This is a genomic window from Bacillus cereus group sp. MYBKT111-2, assembly GCF_051915205.1.
In the GTDB taxonomy this organism is placed as follows: domain Bacteria; phylum Bacillota; class Bacilli; order Bacillales; family Bacillaceae_G; genus Bacillus_A; species Bacillus_A paranthracis.
Window position 1 is genome coordinate 60,681 of the sequence record NZ_JBQAEG010000006.1, and the last position, 15,586, is coordinate 76,266.

Sequence of the window (15,586 nt, forward strand, 5' to 3'; positions counted from 1 at the left end):
GTAGTTTCAATCTATTCTAATACTTTATCCTTCGTCTCTGGGACAAATAATAGCATTGTAACTAAACCGATTGGATAGATAATGAAGATAAGAGATAATGCTCCCATTACATTACCACCTGCAGCAAGTAATCCGATAATAACAGGTCCAAAGCCAGCTAAACCACGTCCAGTACCGAAAATAAAGTTTTCTGCTGTAGAACGAGCTTCAGCGGGATAGTTTTCAGCTAAAATTGCTCCGAATCCTCCCATCATGCCATTTGCAAAGAATCCAAGCAATGCACTTCCCCATAGCAATAATGTTGAATCTGTGAATAAGAAGAAGTAAATGAGACAGTATATAGTACCACCAACATAATAGATTGTAAAAGTTTTACGGCGACCAATTTTATCGGCTAGAATACCAAAAGTTGCAATTCCAATGAGCATGCCAATCGTAGAGATGAACATCCAACCGCTCGCTTTTGCTAATGTGTAGTTATATTTATTCGCCAAAATAGTTGGCATCCATGTAAAGATTCCATAGTATCCGAAGTTCTGTATGAATGACATAATAATAAGACCAATTGTTGTTAGCGTTACTTTTTTATTTGCAAATAGCTTTCGAAGTGGGAACTTTTTCATTTGCTTTAATTGCTCTGCCTCAGTAGTTGTTAAATTACCTGAAGCTTCTTTTTGTAACAATTCTTTTTTGTATCGTTGTTTTTGTTCCCATATTTTCGGTTCACTTAAACTTTTTCGGACATAGACAGCTAGTAGTGCGGGAATGAGTCCAAATAAGAAAACGGCTCTCCATCCAAAGTGTGGAACGATAAATGCTGGTAGGAGTGAAGCGACTAGTACGCCGAATTGCCATCCAAGTGCCACAACGGATGTTGCCTTTGCGCGCATTTCTTTCGACCATGTTTCAGTTACGATGGCCATCCCAATTCCGAATTCACCACCAACTCCCATTCCTACTAAAAAGCGAAGAATTAATAATTGCCAATAATCTGTTGCGAAATAAATAAGTGCTGTCGCGAGTGAAAATAGTAAGATTGTGAAGGCCATCGTACGGATACGCCCAAATAAATCAGCAATAAATCCAAATAAATAAGACCCAATTAGCATTCCTATTGTAGTAGCTAAAGTTAAGTTCCCACCTTCAACAGGGCTTAAATGAAATTCTTTTAAAATGTAGACGAGTACGAAAGATAAGAGCAACATATCTAAGCCTTCTGCTGCATATCCTAGCGCAGACCCAAATAGTGTTTTATATCTTTTCTCTTTCGTCTCCTCTGTTGTTGATTGTACATCAGTAGTGACGTTCATCATTATTCCTCCTTATTTTCTTCTACAGTCGCTATGGAAGAATAACAAAAGGCCTTCTCACCTGATATGATGAGAAGGCCAAAAAAGCATACGTATTCCTAGAAAAGAACATACGTATATTGTATTCCGACTTCCTTCTCAACCTCACGGGGTTGGGTTAAAGGACTGTATTATATTACTTTATTTTTAGCACTCTTCTATTAGATTGTCAAATAAAGAGGGAATTGTGATGTGTAAAATATTACAAAAGGTATTTCATTCTTCTTGACGCCCACTTCACTATTTTCCGATAATAAAACTAACTACTATAAAAAGGAATGAATCACAGATGCTAAATTTAGTACTTATGATGATTGAACGCGTCGGACTTATTGTTATTTTAGGATTTTTACTTTCGCATATTAAAACATTTAGGCGCCTTCTTCATAAGCAAGATGGTTATGTAGATAAGCTTAAGCTTATTTGTATTTTTTCGGTGTTTACAATTGTAAGCAATTACACTGGGATTGAAATAGCGGGTAATACGATTATGAATGAAAATTGGCTACAGGGTGTTTCTTCATCGAGCACAATCGCGAATACACGTATTATGGGTGTTGGAATTAGTGGATTGCTTGGCGGACCTATCGTTGGAATTGGAGTAGGATCGATTGCTGGTATTCACCGTTATATGCTTGGTGGGACGACTGCACTAAGTTGTGCAATCTCTTCAATTTTAGCGGGGGTTATAACAGGTTATATTGGATACATTTTCAAAAAGTATAATCGTACAATTACGCCTAAATTTTCAGCGGTTTTAAGTGTGTTTATCGTTTCTTTAGAAATGATTATGATCTTATTAATTGTAGAGGATGGAATGAGTATTGTGAAAACAATTGCGATACCAATGATCCTTGTAAATAGCTTTGGAAGTTTTATTTTACTTTCTATGATACAAGCTATTTTGCGCCAGGAAGAGAATGCAAAGGCACTTCAGACTCATAAGGTATTACGTATTGCAGATAAAACGTTACCGTATTTTCGCCAAGGCTTAACAGAAGAATCGTGTAAGCATGTGGCACAAATTATTCACCGCTTTACAGGAACTGATGCGGTATCCTTAACAGATACAGAGAAAATATTAGCTCATGTTGGATTAGCATCAGATCACCATATTCCTTCACATAGTTTAATAACTGGTTTGTCGAAAGAAGTGTTACACACAGGAAAAATAATGAAAGCAAAATCACGTGAGGTCATTAATTGTCAACATGAAGGATGCCCTTTGCAAGCGGCGATTGTTATTCCACTAACTTCACATGGAAATACGATAGGGACATTAAAACTGTATTTCAAAAACCCTAACCAGTTAAGTCGTGTGGAAGAGGAATTAGCAGAAGGATTAGCAAAAATATTCTCTACACAACTTGAATTAGGTGAAGCTGAGTTACAAAGTAAATTATTGCAAGATGCGGAAATAAAGGCATTACAAGCACAAATTAACCCACACTTTTTATTTAATGCGATTAATACAGTATCAGCTTTATGCCGAACAGATGTAGAAAAAGCAAGGAAGTTATTATTACAGCTTAGTGTGTATTTCCGTTGTAATTTACAAGGGGCACGTCAGTTATTGATTCCACTAGAACAAGAATTAAACCATGTACAGGCATACTTATCGCTAGAACAAGCAAGGTTTCCAAATAAGTATGAAGTAAAAGTGTATATTGAGGATGAGCTAAAGACAACTTTAGTACCACCATTTGTTCTTCAACTATTGGTTGAAAATGCGTTGCGACACGCTTTCCCGAAGAAGCAACCAGTATGCCAAGTGGAAGTGCATGTTTTTGAAAAAGAGGGTATGGTTCATTTTGAAGTAAAAGATAATGGACAAGGAATTGAGGAAGAACGTTTAGAGCAATTAGGAAAGATGGTAGTTTCGTCCAAGAAAGGGACTGGAACAGCTTTATATAATATTAATGAACGTCTTATTGGGCTATTTGGAAAAGAAACGATGCTTCATATCGAAAGTAAATTAAACGAGGGGACAGAGATTACTTTTGTTATTCCCAAAAAAGTAGGGGAGGAAGAGCAGATTGTTAAAAGTACTAGTAGTTGATGATGAAATGTTAGCACGCGATGAACTAAAGTATTTATTAGAAAGAACGAAGGAGGTTGAGATAATTGGTGAGGCTGATTGTGTAGAGGACGCATTAGAAGAGCTAATGAAAAACAAACCAGATATTGTTTTCCTAGATATTCAGTTATCTGATGATAACGGATTTGAAATCGCGAATATATTAAAGAAGATGAAAAATCCACCTGCCATTGTATTTGCGACTGCCTATGATCAATACGCGTTGCAAGCATTTGAAGTAGATGCGTTAGACTATATTTTAAAGCCATTTGATGAAGAACGTATTGTACAAACATTAAAGAAGTATAAAAAACAAAAGCAGTCGCAAATAGAAACGAAGCAAGAAATAAAAGGGGCAGATGTAACGGCAGATATGCATAAATTAGCATTACCAATTGAAGAATCAATCGTACTTGTGAATATTGAAGATATTATATATGTAGGACTTGTGGATGGAAAAGTAACAGTAAAAACAATGAGGGACACATATATAACACACGATACACTTGTGATTTTGGAAAAGAAGTTGCCGCAAGCAAGTTTTATGCGTGTACATCGTAGCTTCATTGCAAATATTAATCATATTACTGAAATCCAGCCGTGGTTCAATTCTACCTATAATTTAATTATGAAAGAAGGATCAAAAGTACCTGTTAGTCGTACATATGCAAAAGAACTCAAGAAGCTGCTTCGTATTTAAGAAGCAGCTTTTGTATTTCATCCTTTTATATTTGTAACTGATTCTGTATATTTGACGTTCTGTTATGTAAACGCTTACTAAGGCGATTATATCCTATACAATAAAGGTACCAAATCGAAAGAGGTGGCAAAAATGAGTACGAAAAAAGTATATAGTTTCTTATCACAAGCATTCATATTCTCAGCTATTATGTTAATTTCTAATATTATTGCAACACATTTACCAATTCCGATGCCTTCATCGGTAATCGGGTTAGTCATTTTATTTAGTCTATTATGTTTAAAGGTTATTAAATTGGAACAAGTTGAATCACTTGGAACAGCTTTAACAGGTATTATCGGATTCCTTTTCGTCCCATCAGGTATTTCGGTTATTAATTCTCTTGGTGTAATGGGACAATATTTTGTACAAATTTTAACTGTAATTGTTGTCGCAACAGTTATTTTACTCGCTGTAACAGGATTATTTGCACAATTTATTTTAGGAAAAGATAAAAAAGAAACAGAAGATACAAAAGAATTGAAAGTAGTAAATAAAGGACGCAAGCACGGAAAAGTTGCGTAACCATTTTAGTATATATTGTTAGGAGGGAATGAACATGGCAAGCACAATGACTCCATATTTCGGAATCGTCGTTTCATTAATCGCATACGGAATCGGAACATTATTATTCAAGCATTCAAAAGGGTTCTTCTTATTCACACCATTATTCGTAGCGATGGTATTAGGGATTGTCTTTTTAAAAGTAGGTAACTTTACTTTCGAAGAATATAATACTGGTGGAAAAATGATTAGCTTTTTCTTAGAGCCAGCAACAATCGCGTTTGCAATTCCATTATATAAACAAGTGGATAAGTTGAAAAAATATTGGTGGCAAATTTTATCAGCTATCGTGGTTGGATCTATTTGTTCAGTAATTGTCGTGTTCATTGTTGCAAAAGCAATTGGCCTAGATACAGCAGTAATGAATTCAATGTTACCACAAGCGGCAACAACAGCAATTGCATTACCAATCTCTGAAAGTATTGGTGGTATACCAGCAATTACATCATTTGCAGTAATCTTTAACGCAGTCATCGTATACGCATTAGGAGCGTTATTCTTAAAAACATTTAGAGTGAAACATCCAATTGCAAAAGGTTTAGCACTTGGAACAGCAGGTCATGCATTAGGAGTGGCAGTAGGAATTGAAATGGGTGAAGTAGAGGCAGCTATGGCAAGTATTGCTGTAACAGTAGTTGGAGTTGTAACGGTAGTTGTCATACCGATGTTCATGCCATTCATTGGATAGTAAAACTTACTTAAAAAATGAGAAAAGCAAGCTATTTGTAGGACAGATTCCTACTGATAGCTTGCTTTTTATGTTACAGTAGTGGTAAGACCTATTGTGACAAAATGTAAGTTTCCTTAAATCTTCATTAATACTGTGTAGAATACGTTTTGAATTAGGTCATTGTATTGTAAAATAAGAAGTAAGCTACTATAGATCTGCTAAGGTAGGCGTATAATAAGCTTATAAAAATCTTAATATGAATGAATAATTAAAAGTAGAAAAGAGAGAAAAATCTACTTATTAACGTTTTACTTTATAGGACAGGAGAGAGTACTCGTCGATTATGCAAATAAAAAACCTGTTTCAAAGCAAAGGATTTCAGAGGTTACTCGTATTAGTAATACTTGCTCTCGTGTTATACGGGCTGCAAAGTATGTTGAATTTAATTTTAATTACGTTTATTCTTACGTATTTAATGGATCGATTCCAAAAGTTTATTTCCCGCAAATTAGATCATTTCATGCCCATTAATCGAAAACTCATTATAGCATTTCTATATGTCATGTTAATTGGTGGAATTGCTATTACGCTATTTAAATATTTACCAGTATTAACGATACAAATTTCACAATTGATTTATCAATTTAACGTATTTTTAAGAAACCCACCGGACAGTGAATTAATTAAGTATGCAGTTAATGCTGTTAATCATATGGAACTTTCGAAGTATGTAGGACAAGGCGTTGACATTTTGTATAAATCGATTACGAATGTTGGAAAATTTGGCCTTCAAGTGTTACTTTCTTTAATTTTAAGTTTATTTTTCTTATTGGAGAAAGCTCGTATCGTTGCTTTTACTGCAAAATTTAAAGAGAGCAGACTTGCAATTTTCTATACTGAAATTGAGTACTTCGGTAAGAAATTTGCACGTTCATTCGGAAAAGTAATTGAGGCACAATTTTTAATTGCAGTTGTTAACTGCGTTTTATCCGTTATTGCATTATGGATATTAGGATTCCCACAATTATTAGGTTTAGCGTTAATGATCTTCTTACTTGGTTTAATTCCAGTAGCTGGGGTTATCATTTCGTTATTCCCGCTTTGTATGATTGCTTACAATATCGGCGGTATTATGTACGTTGTTTATATTTTAGTTATCGTAACAGTCATTCATGCGCTTGAAAGTTACGTGTTAAATCCGAAGTTTATGTCGCAAAAAACAAACTTACCAATTTTCTATACGTTTATGGTATTAATCTTCTCGGAACACTTCTTAGGTGTATGGGGATTAATTATCGGTATTCCAATCTTCATTTTCTTATTAGATGTCTTAGATGTGACAAGTGATGAAATGGAGAAGGACGCTGGGAAAAAATAAAGTGAAGTAAGAAATGAACTGTACCCTATAAAGTGGATAATTTAACAAAAGAATTCTCCTTTGTATTTCATTAAAAATAATTTTGCTCATTTCCTGTATCTCACTTTTATCATCGTTTCCATTATTAATGAGGAATGAGCGTGAAAATGCACCAAAACCCCAAATCATAGACTTTTTTAGTGTCCATGATTTGGGGTTTTATTTATTATTAACGTAAAGACAATTTAATTAATAATTATATATATTTATATATAATTAAATAAATATATTTTGTGATCTTAAAACCCTTCTGGAAATGCCCTTGCTGCAAATTTAAATGAACCAACACCGCCATCATCAGTGTATGCAGAGATGGTATATTTTCCACTTGATACCCAATCTGACCAACTAGTACTAAAGTAAAGAGTTTTTTGCGCCCCTGGACTTATACTTTCTTGATAAAGCGTATGGCCTGCTGAATTTATAAGTTTATAGCGTAAAGTACTTGGCCCTGTGTTTTGAATCCAAAATTTAAGGTCATCGCCAGATTTATTCCAAAAATAACCGGACCCAGAGCCATGATCAAAGGAGACTGTTTGACTCCCTAGTAATATTGATGATGAATACATGATGATTGAATCATCGCTATTTCCTAGCTGAATTTCTGTTACTTCAGGAGTTTTATTTATGTTCGTTTCTGGTACTGATGCTGCAGCTGTCCCTGTTCCAATTAAAGATAAAGCGATTGCTGGTAATACTAGTAACTTTTTCATTTCACAAATTCTCCTTTTAAAGTAAATTAATACACTTTATGATTTTATTTTCAACAAATGTATTTGCAATTCCATATTACTAGAATTAGATTTTAAGGCAAATATATAAATATTTATTTTGCTACTAATAAATAATACTTTTCATTTTCAAGATTCCTTAAAACCTCGTAAATAAAGTCAAACTTTAATCATTGGAGGTTTTACTGTCCGTTACAAAGGAGACAGATTAAAAAAGCATCGATGTTCGATGCTTTTTCTTTTATAACATGATGTTTCTTATGCCATACTGTAAGGAGAAGATAGAATAGGGGTGAAGTAATGGCTGTAAATGAAAAAGTAGAATTAGCTACATTTGCTGGAGGGTGCTTCTGGTGTATGGTTTCGCCATTTGAAGAGATGGAAGGAATTATAAAGGTTGTTTCTGGCTATACAGGTGGTCATAAAGAGAATCCAACATATAAAGAAGTATGTTCAGAAACGACGGGACATTATGAGGCAGTACAAATTACATTTGATGCAAATAAAATGCCGTATGAGGAGTTATTAAATATATATTGGAGACAAATTGATCCGACTGATGTAGGTGGGCAATTCCATGACCGTGGACAGTCTTACGAAACAGTGATTTTTTATCATAATGAAGAACAACATAAAAAAGCAGAGGCTTCAAAAGAAGAGCTTGCAAGGAGTGGGCGCTTTTCAAAGCCGATTGCGACAAAAATATTGCCAGCTGCTACGTTTTATCCCGCAGAGGAATATCACCAAGGATATCATAAGAAAAATGAATTCCGCTACGAGTTATACCGTAAGGGCTCAGGGCGAGATGCGTTTATTAAGCAACATTGGCCAAAGGATAATGCTCATTTAAAGGGAAAACTGAGTGAGATGCAATTTTATGTAACACAGGAAAATGGTACAGAACCACCATTTCGAAATGAGTATTGGAATCATAAAGAAGAAGGTCTTTATGTAGATATCGTTTCAGGTGAACCTTTGTTTACTTCTCTAGATAAATTTGATAGTGGATGTGGATGGCCTAGTTTTACGAAGCCAGTTATGTCAGCTAGTGTGAAGGAAAAAATGGATGTGAGTCATAATATGACGCGTACAGAAGTGAGAAGTAAGGAAGGAGATTCACATCTCGGCCACGTATTTCCAGATGGTCCGGGGCCAAATGGACTTCGCTATTGTATAAATTCAGCAGCTCTTCGATTTATTCCAATAGAGGAATTAGAAAAAGAAGGCTATGGTGATTTCCTAATCTTGTTTGGAAATAAAAAATAACCTCGCAGTTAGCGAGGTTATTTTTTTGTTACTTTACTTTTTTCTTTTTAAACTTGCTTAATACTTCATAAACGATTGGAACAATAAGAAGTGTTAATAATGTTGAACTTGTTAATCCACCAATTACTGTTACACCAAGTCCTTTAGAAATTAAGCCGCTACCTTCAAATCCTAATGCGAGCGGGATAAGAGCACCGATTGTTGCAATTGCAGTCATTAAAATCGGGCGAAGGCGTGTTGCACCAGCTTCTAATAAAGCTTCACGTGTTGATAGACCTTCATTTTCTTTATGAATAACGCGGTCGATAAGCACGATTGCGTTTGTTACAACGATACCGATTAACATAAGGGCACCGATCATTGCAGAGACACTTAACGTTTCACCAGAGATTAATAAGGCAACAAGGGCTCCAATGATTGTAAATGGTAGCGAGAATAAAATTGCGAATGGTGCAAGAGCACCGCCAAATGTAACGACAAGAACGAAGTATACAATAGCAATCGCAGCTAACATCGCTAAGCCAAGTTGCTTGAATGATTCTTCAATATCTTTTGTAACGCCTCCCATAGAAACATCTACGCCAGAAGGAAGATCCATTTTATCTACTTCTTTTTGAACCGCGGCGGATGCTTTTGAAACGTCATCAGATGTTAGTTTTGCACTTACTTCCGCATAAACACGGCCATCGCGGTGTTTCACTGTATTCGAAGTTTCTCCTTCTTTTACAGTCATCACATCTTTTACAGCCACTTCACTACCAAGCGGCGTTGTAATTTTACGATTTGTTAAGTCATCGATTGTTTCATAATTTTGTTTTTCAGCTTCTACATATACATTGATATCTTTACCGTCTTTTTTAATTGTTGTCAGAACAGGGCGATCATGTTGATTAGAAAGTCCCATTCCAATTTGTGCAGCCGTTAGACCCATTTTACTTAGCTTTTCCTGATCTGCGACTAAAGTGTATTCTGCGTATGTTTTTGCAATACTAGAGTCTATATCTTTTAAGTCTTTGTTTTTCTTCATTATGTTTTGAATATCTTTTACGACAGGCTTAATGTCTTCTGAGCTATCTCCGTAAACGTATAACTTGATTTCGTTACTACCGCCACTTGCTCCGAAGTCTTGGTTTTTCCATTCGCCTTTTCCAGACATTTTCTGTAAGTCTTTAACGACTTGTTCTTTCTCTTTTTCGAAGTTTTTCGTGTCGTTATCATATTGTACGAAGAACATTGCCTGATTTGATTGACCAGGACTCATTGGGTTTTCGCCACCTAATGAGAATTGAATTGTTTTGACGTCTTTATTATCTTGGAAGTGCTTCTCAGCTTTCGTTGCAATTTTTTCAACGTCTTCTAACGTTTGACCTGGTTCAGGGTTGTACGTTGCAATAATCATTTTTTCTTCTTCAGATGGTAAGAAACTTACACCGATAATTGGAACAAGTGCAAGACTACCAACTAATAGAAGGACAGCAATACTTGATGTGATGATTTTATGATTTAAAGCCCATGCAAGTATACGTTTATAACCGTTTGCTAATTTACTTGGTTTTTCTTCATGATGTACTTCTTTTTCTCTCATGCTCTCTTTTTTAAATAAAGAATGAGCTAGCATCGGTACGATTGTAACTGCTACTAGTAACGATGCTAATAAAGCGAAGACGATAGTTAAGGCGAATGGTAAGAACATTTCACCAATCATACCTTTTACTAGTCCAAGCGGTAAAAATACAGCAATTGTTACAATGGTAGAAGACATAATCGGAATAAACATTTCTTTCGTAGCTTCACGAATTAAATCTTTCCCGCGTAGTTTCTCTCCTGATAACGACATACGTCGGTAAATATTTTCAATAACAACAATGGAGTCATCCACAACACGCCCGATAGCGACTGTCATTGCTCCAAGCGTCATAATGTTAAGTGTAATATCCATTTGCTTTATGACTAATACAGCAATTAATAAAGAAAGTGGTATGGAAACGACAGAGATTAATGTTGTTCGGATATTTCGTAGGAACAGCATAATAATAACAATCGCAAAAATAGCACCAAAAATGGCTTTGCTCAGCATTGTTTCTACTGATTTCTCAATAGGTGCACCTTGGTCGAATGTTGAAATAATCTCTAAGTCTTTATATTTTTTCTCAAGTTCTTTTACTTTATCTTTCACTGCATTTACAACATCAACTGTGTTGGCGTCAGCAGCTTTGACAATTTGAATTCCAATTGCTTCTTTTCCATTTGTTCGAGAAATAGATTCTGCTTTTCCGACTTCCTTAATGTCAGCAATTTCGTCTAATGTAACTGTCGGAATCCCGTTCATAGCAGCTGGATTCATTTGTGGCATTTGTGCACCAGCTCCAGCAGTTTGACTACTTTGACTGCTTGCTGATGAAGGAACAGCAGGGATTTTTAATTCTTTTAATGCTTTCATTGTTGTAATATTTCCATCTACAACAACTGATTTTTCTGTGTCTTTAAATGTATATAGGCCAAGTGGCAAAGATACGTCCGATCCTTTAATTACATTTTTTACAGTATCTTCACTTAAACCTAATTCTTTCATCTTATCTTTTTTAAAGACAAGTTGTACTTCATCTACTTGTTGACCTGAAATTTGAACAGATGCGACTCCATCAAGTCCTTTTAATCCTGGCACAACATTTTTTTCCACATTTTCAGTTAAGGTAGCTAAAGATTCATTTTTACTTGCTACGCTTAATGAAATAACAGGAAAGGCATTGAAGTTTACACGTGAAACTTTCGGGTCCTTTACGCCTTCTGGCAGTTTCACATTTGCGAGAGCTTCTTTTATTTCTGTTTCAGCCTTTTCCATATTTTTATCAAAATCATATTCTACCTGAATAGAAGATGCATTTTGAAAAGATGATGAACTAACAACGTTTACACCACTTAAATTTTGCAGTTGCTCTTCCATCGGTTTTGAAACTTTATCAGCTACTTCTTCTGGTGTAGCACCAGGATAAACCGTGGTTACTGTTACAACAGGTGTTGTAATATCAGGAATTGTTTCCAGCTTCATATTCAGCCCAGAATAAATACCTGCAATGGTAACGATAATGGTTAGTAGCCAAACTGCGAACTTATTTTTTAACGAAAAATTAATAATTTTGTTCATGTTTGCGCTCCCTTTGTATTATATTGACCAACTGGTCAGTCTAATACATAATATAACTGACTGATTGGTCAGCCGTCAATGAAAAGGGATGGTATAATACATTCATAATAAGATGCGAGATTAAATTTAGGAGAGACATGATATGAAAGAAAAAGAGCGCTTAATTATAGAGATGGCTATGAAGTTATTTGCGACTAAGGGTGTAAATGCGACATCGGTGCAGGAAATTGTGACAGCTTGTGGCATATCTAAGGGGGCCTTTTATTTATACTTTAAATCAAAAGAGGAACTTTTATTAGCGACACTTCGATATTACTATGACAAGATTCAAAACAAAATGATGGATATTGAAAAAGAGTCGTTATTGCCACGTGAAAAATTTGCAAAACAATTGCATTGCCAGTTTAATGATATACAAAAGCATAAAGAATTTATTATTATGCATGCAAGGGAAAATGCGATTCCTTTTAATAAAGAAGTAGAAGAATTTATGATGCGGATGAAGTTAGAGTCTCACGCATTTTATCGGAATAGTTTACTGTCTATTTATGGTGATAAGGTTATGCCATATTTATTAGATTTAGTCATTATGGTAGAAGGCATATGCCGTGGATATTTAGAACTAATTATTTTACAAGCACCAGAAATAGACTTATCTTACGTCTCTGCTTTTATTTTGAAAAGAGTGGATCATTTAGTAGATGGATTGGTAGAATCTTCAGAAGAACCTGTATTACATGAAGAAAAGCTTGGAGAATTTCTTTGTAAATCAGAGCTTATTAAGGAACAGGTTAAGGAACATTTTTTAAAAGAAATTATTGTGTTTAAACGTACTTTAGCGGATCAATTAGAAGATGAGGAATTGCTTGTTACATTAGATGTTTTGGAGGCAGAAATGAGGATGCAAAATCCAAGAATTCCAGTTATCCAAGGGATGTTGTTTAATTTAGAGGCATATCCAACTTTAAAAGAATTTTGTTTGAGGCTTATGGGCTATTACAATATAAAAAGGTAACAATGATAGTTTTCATTGTTACCTTTTTTATTATTTAGGTCTTTCATCTGAATTCACTAGCTTAGAAGTATCGAAACTCCGTATTTCATTAGAGAAGTTAGTTAATCTTTGTTCGTAATCTCGTTTAGTAGTAATCGGTTCAGTTGTAGCTAATTGTTTTACAATCCAATCATTTATATATCTGTAATAATGCGTTTGGTCAGACATATAATTAGAAAGATTATACGTAACTTCTTTTTGATCTTGGAAATCATAGAGCTTTACATTTTTTAGTTGTGCTAATTTAGCGTATACTTCTTTTTTAAATAACATATTTTCCTTTGTATGCTTTGAGTCGTTTTTATCCATAACTATGTGATATGTTACTGGATATGGCGCATAGAAAAATGTAAACTGTACTTCCGGGTTTTGTTTTACAAATTCAATAATATTAGAATCAAAAGATTTAAGCATTTGTTCATGATACCAACCATCGCTGATTGATTGATGAGGTGTTCCGTCAATAACCCTTTTAGCTATATCTACTGAGAAATTTGGCTCGTCATCTCCAAATTTGTATAGCCAGTGGGGATCCTGTGGAGATTTTGTTGGATCTAGTTTTAACTTCATATTTTGCAATGCTATTTTTCGAGAATACGGGCTAATTAAATATTGGATATCATTCAACTTATTTGTATCATACATGTAAGTTGGAAATGGTGAAGCACCTTCTGATACCCATTCAGGTTTTCCAGAGAATGAATATAAATTAAGCTCCCAAATAATATTTTTAACAGTTTTTGAATGCGTAGCTAACTGGGCTGTCATATTTTGTTCCCTAGCTGTTGAACCTGGAAGGGAACCATTAAAGCTGGTAGTATGAAGTAATTTATTAGCGTCAGGTTCAAGGAAGTTTCTTCCCATAGAAGTTCCTACAAATAAGGTATCATAATCCATATGTTTAATAAGTCCAGGCATTTGATAGCGTTCAGTAGCATAAAAATAATCGTTCTTCTTAAATTTATATACATATAATGGGTCAAGCTTATAAACAATAGAGCAAACTATTCCAGATAAAATGAAAAGGAATATAATAAACCAACATATAAAACGTTTATACATATTTTTCACCTACGGTTATTAGAAATTAAAGTATAAGAATGAACTTACACGATTTAAATACATCAAAGAAAGTATAAACATGCTAGCTAATGCAAGAGCATAAATCGGTTTTGGACGGAAAGATTCTAATTTTTCTATAGAATTTTTTGTAAATAATACAATAGCGATTCCAATTGCTAGGTATAAAATAGTTTGGAAGTTAAAATGATCACCAGTCACTTGGAACGGGAATAAATTACAAATTGAATAAATTAAATTATCCATTATAGACACACCAGTTAATGTTTCTGGACGGAATTGAATAAGTGCTGTTTGGATGTGTAAGTAATTTACGTTGAACATGCGATTTAACATAGTTAATGCATCTTCTACAGAAGTAGCTCTGAAGAACACCCATGTTACATGTACAAATCCCATTGTTAAAATCCAAGCAATAAATTTAGGCATTTTTCCACCTAAGTTTTTAAATAATCGATGTATTACAATAGCTAATCCGTGTAAAACGCCCCAAATGACAAACGTCCATCCAGCGCCATGCCAAATTCCACTTATAAGAAAAATTGTAAATAAATTTAAATAAGTACGAATTTGCCCTTTTCGACTCCCACCCAATGGAATATATACATATTGGGTGAAAAATCGTCCTAATGTCATATGCCAACGTCTCCAAAAATCTTGAATACTTAAAGATTTATAAGGAGAGAAGAAGTTAATTGGTAGTATAATGTTGAATAACAACGCTGCACCTATTGCCATATCACAATATCCACTAAAATCAAAATACAGTTGTAATGTATACGCAAGTGATGAAACCCATGCATCGGTCGTAGATAGTTGATTTACATTGCTAAAGCCAAAATCAGCCCATTGTGCTAGTGAATCAGCAATTATTACTTTTTTAGTAAGACCAATTCCGAATATGTAAAGTCCTTTTGTAATGTTTTCAATATTCGGCCTTCTTTTAGATTCATCTTGAAATTGAGGGAGGACCTTACTATGATGGACAATGGGTCCTGCAATAAGTTGCGGGAAAAACGTTACGAACAGGCAAAAATCAATAAAATTAAACTTTGTTAATTCCCTCTTATAACAATCTACTAAAAAACCTATCTTTTGGAAGGTAATAAAACTAATGCCTAAAGGCAGTAATAACTTTAATAAAGGTACATCAGTTCCAAATAGGGTATTTATATTATCTAAGAAGAAATCAGAGTATTTAAAGTATCCCAGTAATGAGATGTTAAATACTAAACCAACTATTAAAAATACTTTTCGGGTTTTTTGATTAATTTTTTGTATAATTTGTTGGCCTATAAATGCGTTTGTAAATAATGAAACTCCTATTAGCAATAGGTATTTCACCTCAAAATATGCATAAAAGTAAAGGGACATACCTACTAAAAAAATTTTTGCGAAATTTTTGTTGAATTTTTGCAATAGGAAATATCCAATTACTGCTATAGGCAAGAATAAAAGCATAAATTCAAAAGAATTAAAAAGCATAATATAGCC

12 protein-coding genes are annotated in these 15,586 nt (G+C 34.3%); 7 read left to right on the plus strand and 5 right to left on the minus strand.

All coding sequences use genetic code 11. The features are described 5' to 3' along the window. Positions 1-11 precede the first annotated feature (11 nt). The gene (locus ACTFNE_RS17775; protein WP_046197952.1) at positions 12-1,310 is read right to left on the minus strand and encodes an MFS transporter; all 1,299 of its coding nucleotides are present in this window, start codon (positions 1,308-1,310) and stop codon (positions 12-14) included. 328 nt (positions 1,311-1,638) lie between these two features. Between ACTFNE_RS17775 and lytS the strand changes: the two genes are divergently transcribed. The 5 genes from lytS to ACTFNE_RS17800 all read left to right on the plus strand — a co-directional run bounded on the left by lytS (position 1,639) and on the right by ACTFNE_RS17800 (position 6,777). After that, positions 1,639-3,408 carry a two-component system sensor histidine kinase LytS gene (lytS, locus tag ACTFNE_RS17780; protein ID WP_000933578.1) on the plus strand — a complete coding sequence of 590 codons (1,770 nt, stop codon included), beginning with the start codon at positions 1,639-1,641 and terminating at the stop codon, positions 3,406-3,408. After that, positions 3,386-4,126 (plus strand): LytR/AlgR family response regulator transcription factor, encoded by a 741-nt coding sequence (locus ACTFNE_RS17785; RefSeq protein ID WP_000921833.1) that lies wholly within the window; start codon positions 3,386-3,388, stop codon positions 4,124-4,126. The genes lytS and ACTFNE_RS17785 overlap by 23 nt, the downstream gene beginning before the upstream one ends. Before the next feature lie 132 nt (positions 4,127-4,258). Next, on the plus strand, positions 4,259-4,690 hold the full coding sequence (lrgA, locus tag ACTFNE_RS17790) for an antiholin-like murein hydrolase modulator LrgA (RefSeq protein WP_000104902.1): 432 nt from the start codon (positions 4,259-4,261) through the stop codon (positions 4,688-4,690). A 34-nt stretch (positions 4,691-4,724) separates the two neighbouring features. Then, a complete protein-coding gene (gene lrgB / locus ACTFNE_RS17795) occupies positions 4,725-5,417 on the plus strand; it encodes an antiholin-like protein LrgB (protein ID WP_000168869.1) in 693 nt (230 codons plus the stop codon). A gap of 325 nt (positions 5,418-5,742) precedes the next feature. Beyond that, entirely contained in the window at positions 5,743-6,777 is a 1,035-nt protein-coding gene (locus tag ACTFNE_RS17800; protein ID WP_001166015.1) for an AI-2E family transporter, read from the plus strand. A gap of 278 nt (positions 6,778-7,055) precedes the next feature. Here the strand turns inward: ACTFNE_RS17800 and ACTFNE_RS17805 are convergent, their stop codons facing one another. Next, entirely contained in the window at positions 7,056-7,529 is a 474-nt protein-coding gene (locus ACTFNE_RS17805; RefSeq protein ID WP_046197954.1) for a hypothetical protein, read from the minus strand. A gap of 318 nt (positions 7,530-7,847) precedes the next feature. Here ACTFNE_RS17805 and msrB point away from each other — a divergent pair, with 318 nt between their 5' ends. Continuing rightward, a complete protein-coding gene (gene msrB / locus ACTFNE_RS17810) occupies positions 7,848-8,813 on the plus strand; it encodes a peptide-methionine (R)-S-oxide reductase MsrB (RefSeq protein ID WP_270705191.1) in 966 nt (321 codons plus the stop codon). Between the two features lie 28 nt (positions 8,814-8,841). On the opposite strand, the gene ACTFNE_RS17815 is transcribed toward msrB, so the two are convergent. Next, a complete protein-coding gene (locus tag ACTFNE_RS17815) occupies positions 8,842-11,958 on the minus strand; it encodes an efflux RND transporter permease subunit (protein WP_046197956.1) in 3,117 nt (1,038 codons plus the stop codon). A gap of 142 nt (positions 11,959-12,100) precedes the next feature. On the opposite strand from ACTFNE_RS17815, the gene ACTFNE_RS17820 reads away from it, so the two are divergent. Next, positions 12,101-12,973 carry a TetR/AcrR family transcriptional regulator gene (locus tag ACTFNE_RS17820; protein WP_046197957.1) on the plus strand — a complete coding sequence of 291 codons (873 nt, stop codon included), beginning with the start codon at positions 12,101-12,103 and terminating at the stop codon, positions 12,971-12,973. 30 nt (positions 12,974-13,003) lie between these two features. Here the strand turns inward: ACTFNE_RS17820 and ACTFNE_RS17825 are convergent, their stop codons facing one another. Together ACTFNE_RS17825 and ACTFNE_RS17830 are read right to left on the minus strand one after the other, a co-directional pair. Next, positions 13,004-14,074, minus strand: coding sequence for a hypothetical protein (locus tag ACTFNE_RS17825; RefSeq protein WP_046197958.1), 1,071 nt, complete (start codon positions 14,072-14,074; stop codon positions 13,004-13,006). Between the two features lie 18 nt (positions 14,075-14,092). Further along, on the minus strand, positions 14,093-15,577 hold the full coding sequence (locus tag ACTFNE_RS17830; protein WP_270705192.1) for an MBOAT family O-acyltransferase: 1,485 nt from the start codon (positions 15,575-15,577) through the stop codon (positions 14,093-14,095). Positions 15,578-15,586 lie beyond the last annotated feature (9 nt).

Excerpts from the sequence above, each read along its gene's own strand:
- ACTFNE_RS17775 (WP_046197952.1), bottom strand. The coding sequence starts at position 1,310 with ATGAACGTCACTACTGATGTACAATCAACAACAGAGGAGACGAAAGAG.
- lytS (WP_000933578.1), top strand. The coding sequence starts at position 1,639 with ATGCTAAATTTAGTACTTATGATGATTGAACGCGTCGGACTTATTGTT.
- lrgA (WP_000104902.1), top strand. The coding sequence starts at position 4,259 with ATGAGTACGAAAAAAGTATATAGTTTCTTATCACAAGCATTCATATTC.
- lrgB (WP_000168869.1), top strand. The coding sequence starts at position 4,725 with ATGGCAAGCACAATGACTCCATATTTCGGAATCGTCGTTTCATTAATC.
- ACTFNE_RS17800 (WP_001166015.1), top strand. The coding sequence starts at position 5,743 with ATGCAAATAAAAAACCTGTTTCAAAGCAAAGGATTTCAGAGGTTACTC.
- ACTFNE_RS17805 (WP_046197954.1), bottom strand. The coding sequence starts at position 7,529 with ATGAAAAAGTTACTAGTATTACCAGCAATCGCTTTATCTTTAATTGGA.
- msrB (WP_270705191.1), top strand. The coding sequence starts at position 7,848 with ATGGCTGTAAATGAAAAAGTAGAATTAGCTACATTTGCTGGAGGGTGC.
- ACTFNE_RS17815 (WP_046197956.1), bottom strand. The coding sequence starts at position 11,958 with ATGAACAAAATTATTAATTTTTCGTTAAAAAATAAGTTCGCAGTTTGG.
- ACTFNE_RS17820 (WP_046197957.1), top strand. The coding sequence starts at position 12,101 with ATGAAAGAAAAAGAGCGCTTAATTATAGAGATGGCTATGAAGTTATTT.
- ACTFNE_RS17825 (WP_046197958.1), bottom strand. The coding sequence starts at position 14,074 with ATGTATAAACGTTTTATATGTTGGTTTATTATATTCCTTTTCATTTTA.
- ACTFNE_RS17830 (WP_270705192.1), bottom strand. The coding sequence starts at position 15,577 with ATGCTTTTTAATTCTTTTGAATTTATGCTTTTATTCTTGCCTATAGCA.